The organism is Leminorella grimontii ATCC 33999 = DSM 5078, assembly GCF_000439085.1.
Classification (GTDB): Bacteria; Pseudomonadota; Gammaproteobacteria; order Enterobacterales; family Enterobacteriaceae; genus Leminorella; species Leminorella grimontii.
The window spans coordinates 125897-140855 of sequence record NZ_KE392226.1; the positions used below are offsets into that span (position 1 = coordinate 125897).

15 protein-coding genes are annotated in these 14959 nt (G+C 55.5%); 9 read left to right on the forward strand and 6 right to left on the reverse strand.

Translation table 11 applies throughout. The features are described from left to right. Window positions 1-29: 29 nt before the first annotated feature. Window positions 30-464 carry a transcription antitermination factor NusB gene (nusB, locus tag G544_RS0118515; protein ID WP_027275959.1) on the forward strand — a complete coding sequence of 145 codons (435 nt, stop codon included), beginning with the start codon at window positions 30-32 and terminating at the stop codon, window positions 462-464. Window positions 465-549: 85 nt separating this feature from the next. Next, complete coding sequence (thiL, locus tag G544_RS0118520; RefSeq protein WP_027275960.1) at window positions 550-1518, forward strand: thiamine-phosphate kinase; 969 nt, start codon at window positions 550-552, stop codon at window positions 1516-1518. Window positions 1519-1567: 49 nt separating this feature from the next. On the opposite strand, the gene dxs is transcribed toward thiL, so the two are convergent. The 3 genes from dxs to xseB are packed head-to-tail and all read right to left on the reverse strand — an operon-like array spanning window position 1568 to window position 4615. Beyond that, entirely contained in the window at window positions 1568-3433 is a 1866-nt protein-coding gene (gene dxs, locus G544_RS0118525) for a 1-deoxy-D-xylulose-5-phosphate synthase (protein WP_027275961.1), read from the reverse strand. Window positions 3434-3470: 37 nt separating this feature from the next. Continuing rightward, the gene (ispA, locus tag G544_RS0118530; RefSeq protein WP_027275962.1) at window positions 3471-4373 is read right to left on the reverse strand and encodes a (2E,6E)-farnesyl diphosphate synthase; all 903 of its coding nucleotides are present in this window, start codon (window positions 4371-4373) and stop codon (window positions 3471-3473) included. Then, on the reverse strand, window positions 4373-4615 hold the full coding sequence (xseB, locus tag G544_RS0118535; RefSeq protein WP_027275963.1) for an exodeoxyribonuclease VII small subunit: 243 nt from the start codon (window positions 4613-4615) through the stop codon (window positions 4373-4375). The genes ispA and xseB overlap by 1 nt, the downstream gene beginning before the upstream one ends. A 412-nt stretch (window positions 4616-5027) precedes the next feature. On the opposite strand from xseB, the gene G544_RS0118540 reads away from it, so the two are divergent. The 6 genes from G544_RS0118540 to G544_RS0118570 all read left to right on the forward strand — a co-directional run bounded on the left by G544_RS0118540 (window position 5028) and on the right by G544_RS0118570 (window position 10764). Next, complete coding sequence (locus tag G544_RS0118540) at window positions 5028-6470, forward strand: protein adenylyltransferase SelO (RefSeq protein WP_027275964.1); 1443 nt, start codon at window positions 5028-5030, stop codon at window positions 6468-6470. A 136-nt stretch (window positions 6471-6606) separates the two neighbouring features. Next, window positions 6607-8061: a tRNA uracil 4-sulfurtransferase ThiI gene (gene thiI / locus G544_RS0118545; protein ID WP_027275965.1), complete on the forward strand. Its 1455-nt coding sequence runs from the start codon at window positions 6607-6609 to the stop codon at window positions 8059-8061. Between the two features lie 204 nt (window positions 8062-8265). Then, window positions 8266-8724 (forward strand): hypothetical protein, encoded by a 459-nt coding sequence (locus G544_RS0118550; RefSeq protein WP_027275966.1) that lies wholly within the window; start codon window positions 8266-8268, stop codon window positions 8722-8724. Window positions 8725-8759: 35 nt separating this feature from the next. Continuing rightward, entirely contained in the window at window positions 8760-9500 is a 741-nt protein-coding gene (locus G544_RS0118555) for a hypothetical protein (protein WP_027275967.1), read from the forward strand. A gap of 60 nt (window positions 9501-9560) precedes the next feature. Next, complete coding sequence (locus tag G544_RS21445; protein ID WP_134389120.1) at window positions 9561-10139, forward strand: YbbD-related protein; 579 nt, start codon at window positions 9561-9563, stop codon at window positions 10137-10139. A 403-nt stretch (window positions 10140-10542) separates the two neighbouring features. Beyond that, window positions 10543-10764 (forward strand): hypothetical protein, encoded by a 222-nt coding sequence (locus tag G544_RS0118570; RefSeq protein ID WP_027275969.1) that lies wholly within the window; start codon window positions 10543-10545, stop codon window positions 10762-10764. A 134-nt stretch (window positions 10765-10898) separates the two neighbouring features. Here G544_RS0118570 and G544_RS0118575 read toward each other — a convergent pair whose 3' ends face one another. From G544_RS0118575 to G544_RS0118585, 3 genes are all read right to left on the reverse strand, one after another. Next, window positions 10899-11819: an amidohydrolase family protein gene (locus G544_RS0118575; RefSeq protein ID WP_027275970.1), complete on the reverse strand. Its 921-nt coding sequence runs from the start codon at window positions 11817-11819 to the stop codon at window positions 10899-10901. Window positions 11820-12407: 588 nt separating this feature from the next. Then, window positions 12408-12614, reverse strand: a complete 207-nt coding sequence (locus tag G544_RS0118580) for a helix-turn-helix domain-containing protein (RefSeq protein ID WP_027275971.1) — start codon at window positions 12612-12614, stop codon at window positions 12408-12410. A gap of 8 nt (window positions 12615-12622) precedes the next feature. After that, complete coding sequence (locus tag G544_RS0118585) at window positions 12623-13084, reverse strand: hypothetical protein (protein WP_027275972.1); 462 nt, start codon at window positions 13082-13084, stop codon at window positions 12623-12625. A 409-nt stretch (window positions 13085-13493) separates the two neighbouring features. Here G544_RS0118585 and G544_RS0118590 point away from each other — a divergent pair, with 409 nt between their 5' ends. Beyond that, window positions 13494-14957: an alpha/beta hydrolase gene (locus G544_RS0118590; protein ID WP_051155837.1), complete on the forward strand. Its 1464-nt coding sequence runs from the start codon at window positions 13494-13496 to the stop codon at window positions 14955-14957. The last annotated feature ends 2 nt before the right edge of the window (window positions 14958-14959 follow it).

Genomic DNA, 14959 nt, shown 5'->3' on the forward strand with positions numbered 1-14959 from the left:
GAGTTTGATTGAATTTAAGAGGTAGACCCGTGAAACCTTCAGCTCGCCACCGAGCCCGCGAGTGCGCCGTTCAGGCGCTATACTCATGGCAGATATCAAAAAACGATATCGCCGATGTCGAATTAGCCTTCCTGGCGGAACAGGACGTTAACGGCGTTGATTTAACCTACTTCCGCGAGCTTTTTTCCGGGGCGGCGACGCAGGCTCAGGAGCTGGATAAGCTAATGGCGCCTTATTTGTCCCGCACACTGGACGAGCTTGGCCAAATTGAAAGGGCGATTTTGCGCGTTGCGGTTTTCGAACTGAGCAAGCGCGAAGACGTTCCCTACAAGGTGGTGATTAACGAAGCCATTGAGCTTGCCAAAACGTTTGGCGCGGAAGACAGCCACAAGTTTGTTAACGGCGTACTGGATAAGGTCGTACCGCGTCTGCGCGTCCGTAAGGACGCTCGTAAAGACGACTAACGCCGTGAGGCGATAACGGACATCCTTACTCTCAGGCCGGCATTGCTGGCCTGAATTTTTTTCGCTGGCCTGGAGTACCGTACTTATGTCATGCGGTGAGTTTGATCTGATTACCCGCTATTTTCATAGGCAAAAAGATAACCGCAAAGACGTCCGCTTAGGCATTGGCGACGACTGCGCGCTGCTTATCCCCCCACAGCAAAACGAACTGGCCGTCAGCACCGATACGCTGGTTTGCGCAACCCACTTTCTTCCCGATATCGATCCCGCCGACCTTGGCTACAAGGCGCTGGCGGTGAACCTAAGCGATTTGGCCGCCATGGGGGCCGACCCAGCCTGGCTCTCACTGGCGCTGACGCTGCCCGAGGTGAACGAGCCCTGGCTTGCCGCCTTTAGCGACAGCCTGTTTTCCCTGCTGGACTACTACGAGATGCAGCTTATCGGCGGCGACACCACGCGGGGGCCGCTGAGCCTGACGCTGACCGTACACGGCTGGATCCCGGTCGACAAGGCGTTAACTCGCAGCGGCGCTAAGGCGGGAGACTGGATCTTTGTAACGGGAACGCTGGGCGACAGCGCCGCAGGGCTTGCGATTTTGCAAAACCGCCTGCGCGTTGATGATTCGAAAAGCCGCGACTATCTGGTTAAGCGCCACCTCCGGCCTACGCCGCGCATACTGGCCGGGCAGGCGCTTCGACAGCTTGTCTCGTCGGCGCTGGATCTGTCCGACGGCCTGGCGTCCGATCTGGGGCATATTCTGAAGGCCAGCGGCTGCGGCGCGAAGCTCTTTCTGGATAAGCTGCCTCTATCCGACGAGCTGTTACGCAATAGCTCTCGGGAACAGGCGCAGCGCTGGGCGATGACCGGCGGCGAAGACTACGAGCTGTGCTTTACCGTACCGGAGAAAAATCGCGGCGCGATAGAAACGGCGCTGGCCGCATTGGCGCTGCCCTGTACCTGCATCGGCCAGATAACCGCCAACGGCGGGATGAAGGTGTTTGATGGTGATGAGCCGGTGGAGTTTGATGTCCGCGGGTACGATCATTTCAGATAGGTATCAAAAGAAAAACCCTCGGATTCGAGGGTTTTTCCAGTCTTTTCGATTAATCGGCCACCCACGCCCGATAGCGCTCAACGATCCCCTCGGCGTTAAGCCCTAAATCTGCGCGGATCTCTTCCTGGCCGCCCTGCGGCACGAATGCGTCCGGCAGGCCAACGTTGAGTACCGGCACGTTCAGGCGCTGGGCCATCAGCCATTCGTTGACGCCGCTGCCGGCGCCGCCCATGACGGCGTTTTCTTCCAGAGTGATGAAGGCATCATGCTTGTCGGCGAGCGTGCGCAGCAGGTCTTCGTCCAGCGGCTTCACAAAGCGCATGTCGGCGACGGTGGCGTTAAGGCGTTCGGCGGCCGCCAGCGCTTCCGGCAGCAGGGTGCCGAAGTTGAGGATGGCGACCTTTTCGCCCTGGCGGCAAAGCCGACCTTTACCGATGGGGAGTTCTTCCAGCGGCGTCAATGTGGCGCCGGTGCCGTTGCCGCGAGGATAGCGAACGGCGGTTGGGCCTTTCTGATAGCGATGGCCGGTGTGCAGCATCAGGCGGCATTCGTTTTCATCGCTCGGCGTCATGATAACCATGTCGGGAACGCAGCGCAGGTAGCTTAGGTCGAACGCGCCCTGGTGAGTCGGGCCGTCGGCGCCGACGATGCCGCCGCGGTCGATGGCGAACATCACCGGCAGCTTCTGGATAGCCACGTCGTGAATCACCTGATCGTAAGCGCGCTGCAGGAAGGTGGAATAAATCGCCACGATGGGCTTATAGCCGCCGATAGCTAAGCCAGCGGCGAACGTCACCGCGTGCTGCTCTGCAATAGCGACGTCAAAATACCGTTCCGGGAACTCTTTGGAGAAGCGCACCATGCCGGAGCCTTCACGCATGGCGGGCGTTACGGCCATCAGCCTGTCGTCCGCCGCTGCCTCTTCGCACAGCCAGTCGCCGAAGACGTTAGAGTAGCTGGGGTGAGCGCCGCCGCTCTTTTGCTGGGTGCCGGTTTCCGGGTCGAACTTCGGCACGCCGTGCCAGCCGATCGGATCCTGCTCGGCTGGCGCGTAGCCTTTGCCTTTTTTGGTCATGATGTGCAGTAGCTGAGGACCTTTCAGGCTACGCATGTTTTTTAGCGTTTGCACCAGCCCCTGCACGTCGTGGCCGTCGACCGGGCCAATATAGTTAAAGCCGAATTCTTCAAACAGCGTGCCCGGCACTACCATGCCCTTCAGGTGCTCTTCGGTGCGTTTGACCAGCTCTTTGATCGGCGGCAGGCCGGAAAGCATCATCTTGCCGCTTTCGCGCAGCGTCGCGTACAGCTTGCCGGACAGGATCTGCGCCAGGTGGTTGTTGAGCGCGCCAACGTTCTCGGAAATCGACATCTCGTTGTCGTTAAGGATGACCAGCATGTCCGGCTTTACGTCGCCCGCGTGGTTCATGGCCTCAAAGGCCATGCCTGCGGTCATTGCGCCGTCGCCGATAACGCAGGCGGTGCGGCGGCCTTTACCTTCGCGCTGAGCGGCGATAGCCATGCCGAGCCCGGCGCTGATGGAGGTGGACGAATGGCCGACGGACAGCACGTCATACTCGCTCTCTTCCCGCCAGGGGAAGGGGTGCAGCCCGTTCTTTTGACGGATAGTCGGCATTTCGTCGCGACGTCCCGTCAGGATCTTGTGCGGATAGGCCTGATGGCCGACGTCCCAGACGATGTGGTCAAAGGGCGTGTTGTAGACGTAGTGCAGCGCAACCGTCAGCTCTACCGTGCCCAGACCGGAGGCCAGGTGCCCGCTGGAGCGGCTTACGCTGTTAAGCAGATATTGCCTAAGCTCTTCACACAGCTTGGGCAAACTCTCTTTGGCGATAAGGCGTAAATCGTCGGGGCTGTTGACTAACGCCAGCGTGGGATATTGGGTTATATCAAGGCTCATCCAAAACTCGTTTAAATAGTGTGCTTAAAAGTACGGTTTAATTATCGCGTTCAATAATGAAACCGGCCAGTGTTTGTAGCGCCGTCGTGTTGTAAGACAGAGACGAAAGCTCGGCCAGGGCGTCGACCGCTTCCTGATAAAGCTCCTGCGCCTTGGCCTGCGCGCCGTCTATGCCTAACAGCGCAGGGTAGGTGCTCTTCTCGTGCTGGAGATCCGCTCCCTGACGCTTGCCGGTCTTCTCGGTTGCGCCAATCACGTCCAGAATGTCGTCCTGAACCTGAAACGCCAGCCCAACGGCGGCCGCGTAGCGGTCCAGCAGCGGTAACGCCTTTTTTCCTCGTTCCCCCGCAGCCAGAGCGGAAAGGCGGATCGCGGCGCGGATCAGCATGCCGGTCTTATGGCGGTGGATCCGCTCAAGCTCAGTCAGGCTTACCTTACGCTTTTCTGCCTCCAAGTCCAGCGCCTGGCCTGCACACATGCCGGCAGCGCCGCTGGCCTGAGCCAGTTCGCTGAGCATGGCCAGCCGGTCAGGGGCTTCGACGTCAGACATGTCGGCATCGCAAAGAATGGAGAAAGCCAGCGTTTGCAACGCGTCGCCGGCCAAAATCGCGTGGGCCTCGCCAAACTTGACGTGGCAGGTCGGCTGGCCGCGGCGAAGATCGTCATCGTCCATGGCGGGCAGATCGTCATGGATAAGCGAATAGGCGTGAATGCATTCAATGGCTGCGGCGGGGGCGTCCAGCGTTTCAACGCTTAGCCCCAGCATCTCCCCCGTGGCGTAAACCAGAAAGGGGCGCAGGCGCTTTCCCCCAAGCAGAGCGCCGTAGCGCATGGCCTCAACCAGCGGCGACCGTGGTTCAGGTAGGGCGGAAAGGTAGAGCTCAAGCGCGCGATCGACGCGCGCTCTGTAGCCGGACTGAAGCTGGATAAAGGTCGTCATCAGGCTTCGTCCGGATTAAAAGGAGAGAGCGGCGCTTCGGGGTCGCTGTTGAGCAGGATTTGAACGCGCTGTTCCGCCTGCTGCAGCTGCTGCTGCCCTTGGCGGGCCAGCTGAATGCCGCGCTCAAATTCGTTCAGGGCGTCTTCCAGCGGGAGATCGCCGTTTTCAAGACGGCTAACAATCTGTTCCAGCTCGCTTAACGCGGTTTCAAAACTGGCCGCTTCCGGCGCTTTTTTGGGCATCTTGGGCATATCCGATGGTAACTTTGGTTCGTTTTGGTCTTCAGTCTGGCTTCTGATAGAGCAAGTCTGTCTTCGTGACAAAACCCGGGCAGTATAATATCACGCCGGATTCGCCCGTGCATTTTTCCGCTAAAGACGGGGAAATGAGCACGCCTCCAGGCCGGTGCGGCGATATCATCGTCGAAGAAAAAGTAATAGTGCCAGAGTCTACCACTAAATCGCCTTCGATTGAGCTAAGTTAACCGTCAAATTGTGCGCTTGTACATAATTTTAACATCCAGTTCGTACGTAAAGCCCCGTCACCTCGGGAAGTGGCCGAAAACGCTTATTATTTCCCTACCTTTTGGCGGTGTTAATTATTTGTTTAGAGTTCTACACTGCAAGAGCCACCCACAAAAAGCAGAGAAAAACGATGTCCCAATTTGTCCACAGCTACTTTGACGAACTGCCGGGGTTCTATACGGCCCTGTCACCGACGCCGCTCAAGGGCGCCCGGCTGCTGTACCATAGCCAACCGCTGGCGGCGGAGCTTGGGCTTTCTCCTGAGATGTTTCAGCCGCAGAGCGTCGGCGTATGGGCCGGTGAGTCGCTGCTGCCGGGCATGAAGCCGCTGGCGCAGGTCTACAGCGGCCATCAGTTCGGCGTGTGGGCAGGCCAGTTGGGGGACGGGCGCGGCATTTTGCTGGGAGAGCAGGTGACTAAAGGCGGCGCGAGGCTGGACTGGCACTTAAAGGGCGCAGGATTGACGCCCTATTCCCGCATGGGGGATGGGCGAGCGGTGCTGCGCTCGACGGTCAGGGAGTTCCTTGCCTCCGAAGCGCTGCACGGCCTGGGTATTCCCACCACCCGGGCGCTGACGATCGTCGCCAGCGACGAACCGGTGTATCGTGAAACCGAGGAACGCGGGTCAATGATGATGCGCATTGCGCCAAGCCACGTTCGCTTTGGCCACTTTGAGCACTTTTTCTACGCAGGGCAGCAGGAACAGGTCAGGCAACTGCTGGACTACACGCAGCGCCACCACTGGCCGGAACTGGTAGATGACGCGGATCGCGACTTTCTATGGTTTAAAGACGTCGCCGAACGCACCGGCAGGCTTATCGCCGCCTGGCAGGCGGTTGGCTTCTCCCACGGCGTGATGAACACCGACAATATGTCGATTTTGGGCATCACCATCGACTATGGCCCCTATGGCTTTATGGATGACTATCGGGCCAACTTCGTCTGTAACCACAGCGACTATCAGGGACGCTATGCGTTTTACGCCCAGCCGTCCGTCGCCTATTGGAACCTGCATCGCCTGGCTAATGCGCTGTCGGGCGTGATGAGCGTAGAACAGCTTCAGGCCGGGCTTGCGGCCTATGAGCCGGCGCTGAAGGAAGAGTACGGGCTGCGGATGCGCGCCAGGCTCGGGTTGTTTACGCGGGAAGAGGGCGACAGCGAGTTGCTCAACGGCCTGTTGGACCTGATGGAAAAGGAAGGGCGCGACTATACCTCCACGTTCCGCCTCCTGTCCGAAGTGGAGCAGAGCGGCTCGCCGATGCGGCTTAGAGACGATTTTATCGACAGGGCCGCCTTTGACGACTGGCACCGCCGCTGGTGCGAGCGCCTGAGGCGTGAAGGCATCGACGACGCTCAAAGGCAAGCAAGCATCCGCGCCGCCAGCCCCCGACGCGTGCTGCGCAACTACCTGGCCCAGCAGGCCATCGAAGCTGCCGAGCGCGACGACGTCGCGCCGCTGGCGCTGCTGCACCGCGGCCTGATTGACCCTTATCTCGAAGCGAAAGAGTTTGAATCGCTGGAGGCGCCGCCTTCGGAGGAAGGGAAGGGGATTGAGGTGTCTTGTTCGAGCTAAGGCGAGCGGAGCGTCGCATTGGTTTGGTCTTTTGAACGGATTGCTTAGTGCGCGTCGCCCCCTGCGGGTGTATACTCCCCGCGCGTTAAAAACGACTACCCGTTGAGCCATCTAACTAATTCAATTCGCGACGACCATGAAGTTTATCATTAAGCTGTTCCCCGAAATTACGATTAAAAGCCAGTCCGTGCGCAAGCGCTTCATCAAAATGTTGACCGGCAACATTCGCAATGTGCTGAGGCAGAGCCTGGAAGAGTGCGCCGTTGTCCGCCACTGGGACTTTATCGAAGTCCGCATTAAGGACGATGCCGATGCGCCGACGGTGCGCGATGCGCTGGTTAGGATCCCCGGCATTCACCACATTCTGGAAGTGGATGAGACGCCTTATAGCGACATGCACGACATCTTCGAGCAGACGCTGGCCAACTATCGGGAACAGCTGGAAGGCAAAACCTTCTGCGTGCGGGTCAAGCGTCGCGGCAAGCACGAGTTTTCCTCGCAGGACGTCGAGCGCTACGTCGGCGGCGGGCTGAATCAGCATATCGAATCCGCCAGAGTCAACCTGACGTCGCCGCAGGTGACGGTACGACTGGAGATTGAAGACGACAGGCTGATTATGATCCAGGCCCGCTATGAAGGGCTGGGCGGTTTCCCCATCGGCACGCAGGAAGACGTGCTGTCGCTGATTTCCGGCGGCTTTGACTCCGGCGTTTCCAGCTATATGCTGATGCGCCGCGGCTGCCGCGTGCACTACTGTTTCTTTAACCTAGGCGGCGCGACTCACGAGATAGGCGTTAAGCAGGTGGCGCACTACCTGTGGAGCCGCTATGGCAGCTCCCACAAGGTGCGCTTTCTGGCGGTCGACTTTGCGCCGGTGGTCGGCGAGATCCTGGAGAAAGTGGACGACGGCCAGATGGGTGTGGTGCTCAAGCGCATGATGGTGCGCGCCTCCTCGGCGCTGGCCGAGCGCTATGGCGTGCAGGCCATCGTCACCGGCGAAGCGCTGGGGCAGGTGTCCAGCCAGACGCTGACCAATCTGCGCCTGATTGACAACGCTTCCGACACGCTGGTGCTGCGTCCGCTGATTTCCCACGATAAAGAGCACATCATCAATATCGCGCGCAAGATCGGTACCGAAGACTTCGCCAAGACCATGCCGGAGTTCTGCGGCGTGATCTCAAAGAGCCCGACCGTGAAGGCTGTGAAGGCCAAGATCGAGGAAGAAGAGGCCAAGTTCGACTTCAGCATCCTTGAGAACGTGGTGGCGAATGCGGTCAACATGGACATCCGCCAGATCGCCGAGCAAACGCAGGAGCAGGTCGCCGAAGTTGAGACCGTGGCGGCGTTCGGCGAAAGCGACGTGATTATCGACATTCGTTCGGTGGACGAAGTAGAAACCCGCCCGCTGGCGCTGGAAGGCGTTGAAACCCAGCACATTCCGTTCTACAAGCTCGGCACCGCGTTCGGCGATTTGGACCGGTCCAAGACCTATCTGCTCTACTGCGATCGCGGCGTGATGAGCCGCCTGCAGGCGCTCTACCTGCAAGAGCAGGGGTTTGATAACGTGAAGGTGTATCGGGCGGTGAAGTAGGGTTTGCTTGGTAGATGACGGAAGGGCTCGCTTTGGCGGGCCTTTTCACCGTTGGCCGTGTGGATTGAATATCGGCATGTGGAAAGAATAAAGATCAGAGATCGAAATGAATTGATTTGGAATATCTTTATAAAAGACTCGATTTTGATTAATTAATGCGTTTGTGAATTTTTTAATACATGTCTAAGGGATTGGACTCATTTTATGGAAAGTAAAAAAATCTATACCACTATCCTTATATTACTCTTTTTTGTCTTTTTTCTAGGTTGGTGGATAACTCAATCTGCGATCCGGAACGATAACGACGTAAGAGATGAGGCGAAGAATAGCGTTTCCTCTTTTCAAGAGTTATATAACCAAGGTGAATTTATCCGTATGTATGAATACGGCACCGATAATTTTAAGAAAATAACGGCGAAAGAAGATTTTATTGCGCTGATGGAAAGAGAAAAAGAAGTTTTAGGGAAACATGTAAAATCTGAATTAACGTTTAGTAATGTGATAAATTCTAACGTGGTGATTCTTACGTACCGTTCCACCTATGAACGCTATTCGTTAATAGAAGAGTTCCAGTTTATTAGGGAAGATGAGCAGCATAAATTAAAGTTGGGAACCTATTTTATTGATGATCGAGGTACGCGTGGGAAAGTGATAAAGTTATAACGCTATTTGGTTCAGAAATGAGGAATAAAAACAATATGGACATTATTCCACTCCCCCGCCCGGTGATATTCCTCGAATTCTTCGTTCGTGAAGCCATCTTTCAGGGCAAAGGGACGGTGCGAACTTCGCTGCCGTCGGATGCGTTTTTTTACACCGAAGAGTCAAAGGCGAAATCATATTCTTACTGGCAGAAAACCAGCCGTTCCGCGCAAGATATGGGCGTCGATCGCTGGCAGAAAAAGCAGCCAGCGACGCTTCCTCGCCTGCTCTCTTTTATTGATGAACGCCCGGTGATATCACCAGCGGCCATCGATCGGGCGCAGGAGTGGTTTACCCCCGACGTGGCCGCCGTCGTTTGTATCGGGGAAGAGTTTCTCCATGAAGGGGAATGGTTTCGGAGTCCTGACAGCGTAGTAACCCACCGTTACACAGGAGAACACGACTGCTTTCGCTACGCCAATATGGACGATATTTTCCCCTACGGTGCGTTCGGTTCTATGCTGGACGTTGACGCCGACGGCGTGATATGGCGCAGCGGAGGAATGGCTTTTCCCAAGAAGGTCATTACGCCGGGAGAAACCTTTTGTTATCTTTCTCGCAGGGTGGAAACGGGCCGCAGAAAGCCGAATCTTAATCTGGTGATGTTTGTCAAAAATTACGGCCTGCATACGTCCGTAGGCTGTGTCACCACGCAGGAGGCGGAAGGGCATGACAGCAGCCATTTGTGCCGTGAGCCTTTTGTTCTTAAAGACGGCCGCGTACATCAGCAGGTGTGACGGCATATCACCTATTATTGTGGCGTTGATTGGCGCTAGGCTGTTTGCGATTTGATTTGAGTGATTAAGCTGTTCGTAACGGCCAATGAAGTAAAAGGAATTAAGGGCGTGAAGGGAATAAAGAACAGGTCAGGGTGCCGTTTGGCAATAGTGCCGGTTGTGATATTAGCTACCGTTTTTTATGTTTTTATAAAATCGTTTACTGACGCTATCGAAGTTAACGAGTTTAAATATGACTCTTACTTATCTATCCCGGAAGACTCCGGCGTGAAAACGTGGCTTCCTGACTTTTTCCCAAAAAATGCAAAGGATATCGACTTTTATTCCAATGTCGATCTCAATACGTTTGGCGTGACGTTTTCTCTCGATGATGATGAGAGTAAAAACTTTGAGGCGCAGCTAGTTTATTCAGCGTCTTCAGAAGGCGAAAGCCGCATAAAGAAAGAAGATGACTTAGTGAGCCAGGTCTGGTGTCGACGTGGAATGTACTTGGGCGAGAGTGGAGGGATCTATCTTATCGGAAAGTATCGCGGCATGAATCGTTACTACTTGATAAACGCGACGCGTCACCGTAGTTTTGAAAGTAACTATGATGAAAGGATTGGGGAAATCGAAAAGACATTCTGCATTCTGAGATAAGCACAAAAGTGATATTCAAATAAATACCTAAGGACGGCGGTATGCAAGGACAGCGAGACTATTTCCTTAATAAATCGGAGACTTTTCTTTTACTCTCAGCCCTGACGCTAGCGATCTCTGCCGCGACGGTTCTGGTTTATACACAGATCGCTTCGGCAGGTTTAGGGCAGCACTTTTTCTATGCGAGGCTCTATTTCATTGTCAGTCTTATCATGGGGAGTTTCGCCGTTGCTTATGCGTCATATCGGATAAGCCGTGGACGTCTGCGCTATAGCATAATTCATGGAATTGTCGCTGGGTTTGCGATGTTCTTTGTGATTAGTTTTATTCTTATGAATGTATATGGGTCCTAATTGCTGAGTAGATATTTGACGGCAATGGTTAACTAGTGAAGAGAACAAAGATGATAGATAATAAAGACGTAGCTAGAAACATTAGCGAATTGATGCTAAGAATGGGCGGAGAGCTGAATGATTCTTTATTTTTGGTTAAAGCCCGTTGTAATGAAGATGAATACCTTGTTTATAAAAAGCAAGTAGCAAATCTTATGGCGGATATGCTGTTGAATATATTAAATCCGCTATATAAGAAACATCCGGATATAAAGCCTAAAGAATTAAATTAGATTGTTAAAATGAAGTGTTAATCCCGCCGTTATTACCATTTCCGCACCGCGTTCAGCCACAGCGCGGAAGGTTATTATTAGGAAATATCAGAATTACGATATTCGGAAAGCCTGATATCTCCTATCGTGATTGATTAAAACCCATAAAGCTCCACAGGGTTATCACGCAGTATACGCTGCCGATCGCGGTCGTTTGGCGCCCAAGTCGCCAGCAGGTCGAGGATGGCGGCATCGTCCGGCTTGTTGTCTACCGGCATGGTTGGATGCGGCCAGTCGCTTCCCCACAGCAGGCGTTCGGGGTTGATCTTGACCAGTTCGCGGGCCACCGGTGCGATATCGGCGTAATCCGGCGCGCCGGAATGAGAGCCAATATAAGGCCCGGAGAGCTTAACCCAGGTCTTTCCGCCGTCGAGCAAGCGCCGAATGGCGGCGAACGTCGTCGAGTTTACGCCATCCGGCTGGGGCACGTGCCCCATATGGTCTATAACCAGCGACGTCGGCAGGTTTTTCAGGCGGGACTCCAGCTCTACCAGCTTGTCGCCTGATGACACAACCTGTACGTGCCAGTTCAGCGCCTGCACGCGAGCGGCAAGCGCGTCGAGATCGTCTAAGGACGCGCCGCCGTAGCGCAGGTTAAAGCGAATGCCGCGCACGCCGGCCTGATGTAGCCGCTGTAGCTCATCGTCGGTGACCGACATATCCAATACCGCAATACCTCGCGCATTGCCATTGCTGGCCGCCAGCCCGTTAAGCAGAATGCGGTTGTCGGTGCCGTAGGTTGACGGAGTGACAATCACCATACGCTGAAGGCCCAGCCTTTGCTGTAGCTGGCGATAGTCCTCCAAAGATGCGTCTGCGGGGCGCAATTTTGCCCCCGGAGCGACAGGGTAGCGGCTGTCGTACAGGTGCATATGGCAGTCAACGCTGCCAGCGGGCGGGATTAACGTCGGGCGTTCGTCTCCCCGACTGAATGGAACCCGTGCTCCTGCAGGAAATGAACAGGCTACGGCAAGCGTGGAACTTATTTGTAAAAAGCGTCGACGCGTTATTGGCATTATTATGTTCTCCTTAATTTTGCGAACGTTTCTATTTTTACGATAGCGTGTGGGTTGCGCTTTATTTTTATGGCAGGAAAGGATAGCCAGCGATTATTCATTGCCGGATCAGACTTTCTTTATTTCCATTTATATAGTTAGGCGAATGCGAAAATAAAGAGCGATATCTGCATCATATGATTGTAAAATAAATGATGTCAATAGCGTTAACTTCTATGGTAAATGCAATGCGGGGATATTTTGTGATGAAGATAATATTTCGCATTTATAAATGAAATGCATGAATTTCATTTAGCAATGAAATATGAAGTAGTGAGGAGTAAAGTTTGATTGTAATCACATTTATAATTACGTGGATATTTATTTAGTGTTTTTATATCAATTAGTTATTTTTTCACCACCGTTGATGGTGAAAATACATTTATGATTGGAAAAAATTTAAATTATTTTTTATGTCTATTGGCAAGTTCATGCTGCCCCCCTGTTGTAGAGGCTGTTAATGATGCCGATTAGCGAGCTTGCCATTAAGCTACGTCAATATCCGCACCACCGTAGATGATGCGGATTAGCGTTATCAGAAATTATCTATCAACCATATCGTGAAGGCCAAATCTCCTCTGGCGCCATGCCCAGCGCCTGCGCAATCAGTTTTTCCCCTTTGGGCCAGCGGCGCACCAGCGCGTTGGCGAGCGTTGATGGGGCCAGCCCCGCCTCACGGGAGACGGCGGCGAACGAGGTGCTGCGCTTTTTCAGCGATGCGATAACGTCGGCGGAGTGCCAGTCCTGTCGCTTCACCAGTTTGTTCATAGTGGCTCCTCACTTATCGGCGTCACGCCGTCGGCAGTGCGCACCCAGCGCGGGGCGTTGAGCCCATCGACGAGCTGGCAGACCAGCCCGAACAGCAGTTCGGAGAGGGTTTGTTCCATATCCGGCGGTAGAGTTCGGCTGCTTAACAGCTGTGCCAGCGCGAGGCCGTAGGCGCACAGCCGCTCTGAATCAGGCTCAAAGCCAGGGGAGGAAACCGGGAGCGCGTCGGCGGTGAGGCGCTCAATCAGGTGTGCGGGGATCGGGTCGTCCAGCGTTACTCTGAGCCACGTAAGGCTGGCAGCCAGCCGCCCGCACAGCGCAATGCGCAGCGCCGGATCGTCGCTCTCAGTCAGGGCTTCGGCAAAGCGTTCGCAGCAGTCGGCCAGCGCGATGAAGTCCGCCGCGGCGCTAAGGGGGATGGAAAGTAACGGGTGAGTTTGGTTGGGGATTGTAGCCATATGGCAGCCTCCTGTGACGGTTGTGATATCACCACTTAGAGAGGCTAATCTCGACGGGTGGTGAACTGAACGAAGTTAGCCTTACCGGCGTCACAGGGAACCGGCGCACCTTATGGTGCCTTCGCCCAGCTCACCATAGATGCGCTGAAGCTACCGTACGAAATAGTATGCAGAGCGCATTATATATCGTCTGTGACAAATCCGGGAGGCTAATCTCGTCCGCCTGATTTTGCAGGCGTGCCGCAACGATATAGAGATTGGCTATGCGCCACAAGAAACTGAATTTAATCTCTGGAGATGGCTCGCAAAATAACGAATGGCGGCTATAAATTGGGTTTAAATGGCGCGAAGATAGTGACCTATGAACGACAAGTAACGCGATTGGCCCATTAACACCTTAAGAGACCCTATGCCATACAGAGCGCTTTTACTCTTACTTCTTCTAACCGGCAGCCTGCCCGCATGGGCTAAATCCGCCGTGCCGCACGTCGCTATCGACTGGCGGCCGTGCTCGGCCCCCGCGTTTCGCGGCTGGTTTAAAGAGGGTGCCGTGCCGGAGCTGCAGTGCGGATACGTTAACGCGCCGTTGGTGCGCCCCGCGAGCGCGAGGAAAGCGCGCGGCGCCGCGTCGGGGAAAAAGGTGAGGATTGCCGTCACTCGTCTGCCTGCCACCGGCGTCTCGCTCGGCAGCGTGGTGTTTGTTCCCGGCGGGCCGGGGATGTCCGGCATTGAGCTGCCCGTGGCGGATACGCAGACGGTCAACAGGCTGCGAAAGCGCTACGACCTCATTGGCTACGACCCCCGCGGCGTGGGCCAAACGCGGCCTAAAATTACCTGCGAGCTTAGCGGCGAGGCGCTTTTCACTGAGTCCGAGCAGGCGCTCAGGGCGCGCGTTCAAAACTGCGCTACCCAGATGGGGGCGGATGTGCTGAAAAACATCGGCACGGACAACGCCGTCGACGACCTGGAGGCGCTTCGCGCCGCGCTGGGGGATGAGCGCTTAACCGCCGTGGCCTACTCTTACGGCACTAAGGTAGCGGCGCTGTACGCCGAGCGCTACCCGCAGAACGTTCGCGCGCTGGTGCTCGACGGCGTCGTTTCGCTGGCCGAGGACGATGTAACCCAGCGCATCAATCAGTCTAAAACCTATCGGACCGCCTTTATCCGCTTTGCCAAGGACTGCGCGGCGCGCCAGACGTGCCCGTTTTCCGGTTCCCCACAAGTAGCGGTGGCGCAGTACCAGTCGCTGCTGCGTTCGCTTGCCTATCGACCGCTGTTTTCATCTACCGGTCGGTTCGTTGAGCCGGAGGACGTGATCAACGTGACCAACACGCTGTTGCTGTGGAAAGAGGGGTGGGACGGGCTGGCCTACTTTCTTTCCGCCGTTGCTTACCGGCGCGATGTAGACACGGTTATCGCTGCGATTGATAACGCCCTTCCGGACGACGAAGCGTCGGCGCTGACGGCCATCTCCTGTGCGGACGTCGCTCAGCCGGGCCTGCCGTTAACTGTCTCCTATTGGCACGATCTACAGGTCGCGCAGGCGTCGGGGTTTGCCGATTATCAGCGGATGAACGACGAGATATCGCCCGACGTGTGCAGCCTATGGCCCTATTCGGGAAAAGACGTGGCGCATATTCCTACGTCGTCGCCCGCTCTGCCCAAGCTGCTGTTTGTCGCCCAGACGTATGACGCCACGACGCCTTACCAAAACGCCAGAGACATGGCGTCCTGGTTTAATAGCCCGCTGATAACGCGCCGTCAGGACGGGCACACGCTGGCGCTGACGGGCTTAAGCGAATGCGTGGACGCAGCAGTGGTGGGCTATCTGCTGGATCCCTCGCGGGCGATGAGCGATAAAACCTGCGATTAGGA

Excerpts from the sequence above, each read along its gene's own strand:
- G544_RS0118550 (WP_027275966.1), top strand. The coding sequence starts at position 8,266 with ATGGAAAGTAAAAAAATCTATACCACTATCCTTATATTACTCTTTTTT.
- ispA (WP_027275962.1), bottom strand. The coding sequence starts at position 4,373 with ATGACGACCTTTATCCAGCTTCAGTCCGGCTACAGAGCGCGCGTCGAT.
- xseB (WP_027275963.1), bottom strand. The coding sequence starts at position 4,615 with ATGCCCAAAAAAGCGCCGGAAGCGGCCAGTTTTGAAACCGCGTTAAGC.
- dxs (WP_027275961.1), bottom strand. The coding sequence starts at position 3,433 with ATGAGCCTTGATATAACCCAATATCCCACGCTGGCGTTAGTCAACAGC.
- thiL (WP_027275960.1), top strand. The coding sequence starts at position 550 with ATGTCATGCGGTGAGTTTGATCTGATTACCCGCTATTTTCATAGGCAA.
- G544_RS0118555 (WP_027275967.1), top strand. The coding sequence starts at position 8,760 with ATGGACATTATTCCACTCCCCCGCCCGGTGATATTCCTCGAATTCTTC.
- thiI (WP_027275965.1), top strand. The coding sequence starts at position 6,607 with ATGAAGTTTATCATTAAGCTGTTCCCCGAAATTACGATTAAAAGCCAG.
- G544_RS0118585 (WP_027275972.1), bottom strand. The coding sequence starts at position 13,084 with ATGGCTACAATCCCCAACCAAACTCACCCGTTACTTTCCATCCCCCTT.
- G544_RS0118540 (WP_027275964.1), top strand. The coding sequence starts at position 5,028 with ATGTCCCAATTTGTCCACAGCTACTTTGACGAACTGCCGGGGTTCTAT.
- G544_RS0118590 (WP_051155837.1), top strand. The coding sequence starts at position 13,494 with ATGCCATACAGAGCGCTTTTACTCTTACTTCTTCTAACCGGCAGCCTG.
- G544_RS0118570 (WP_027275969.1), top strand. The coding sequence starts at position 10,543 with ATGATAGATAATAAAGACGTAGCTAGAAACATTAGCGAATTGATGCTA.
- G544_RS0118575 (WP_027275970.1), bottom strand. The coding sequence starts at position 11,819 with ATGCCAATAACGCGTCGACGCTTTTTACAAATAAGTTCCACGCTTGCC.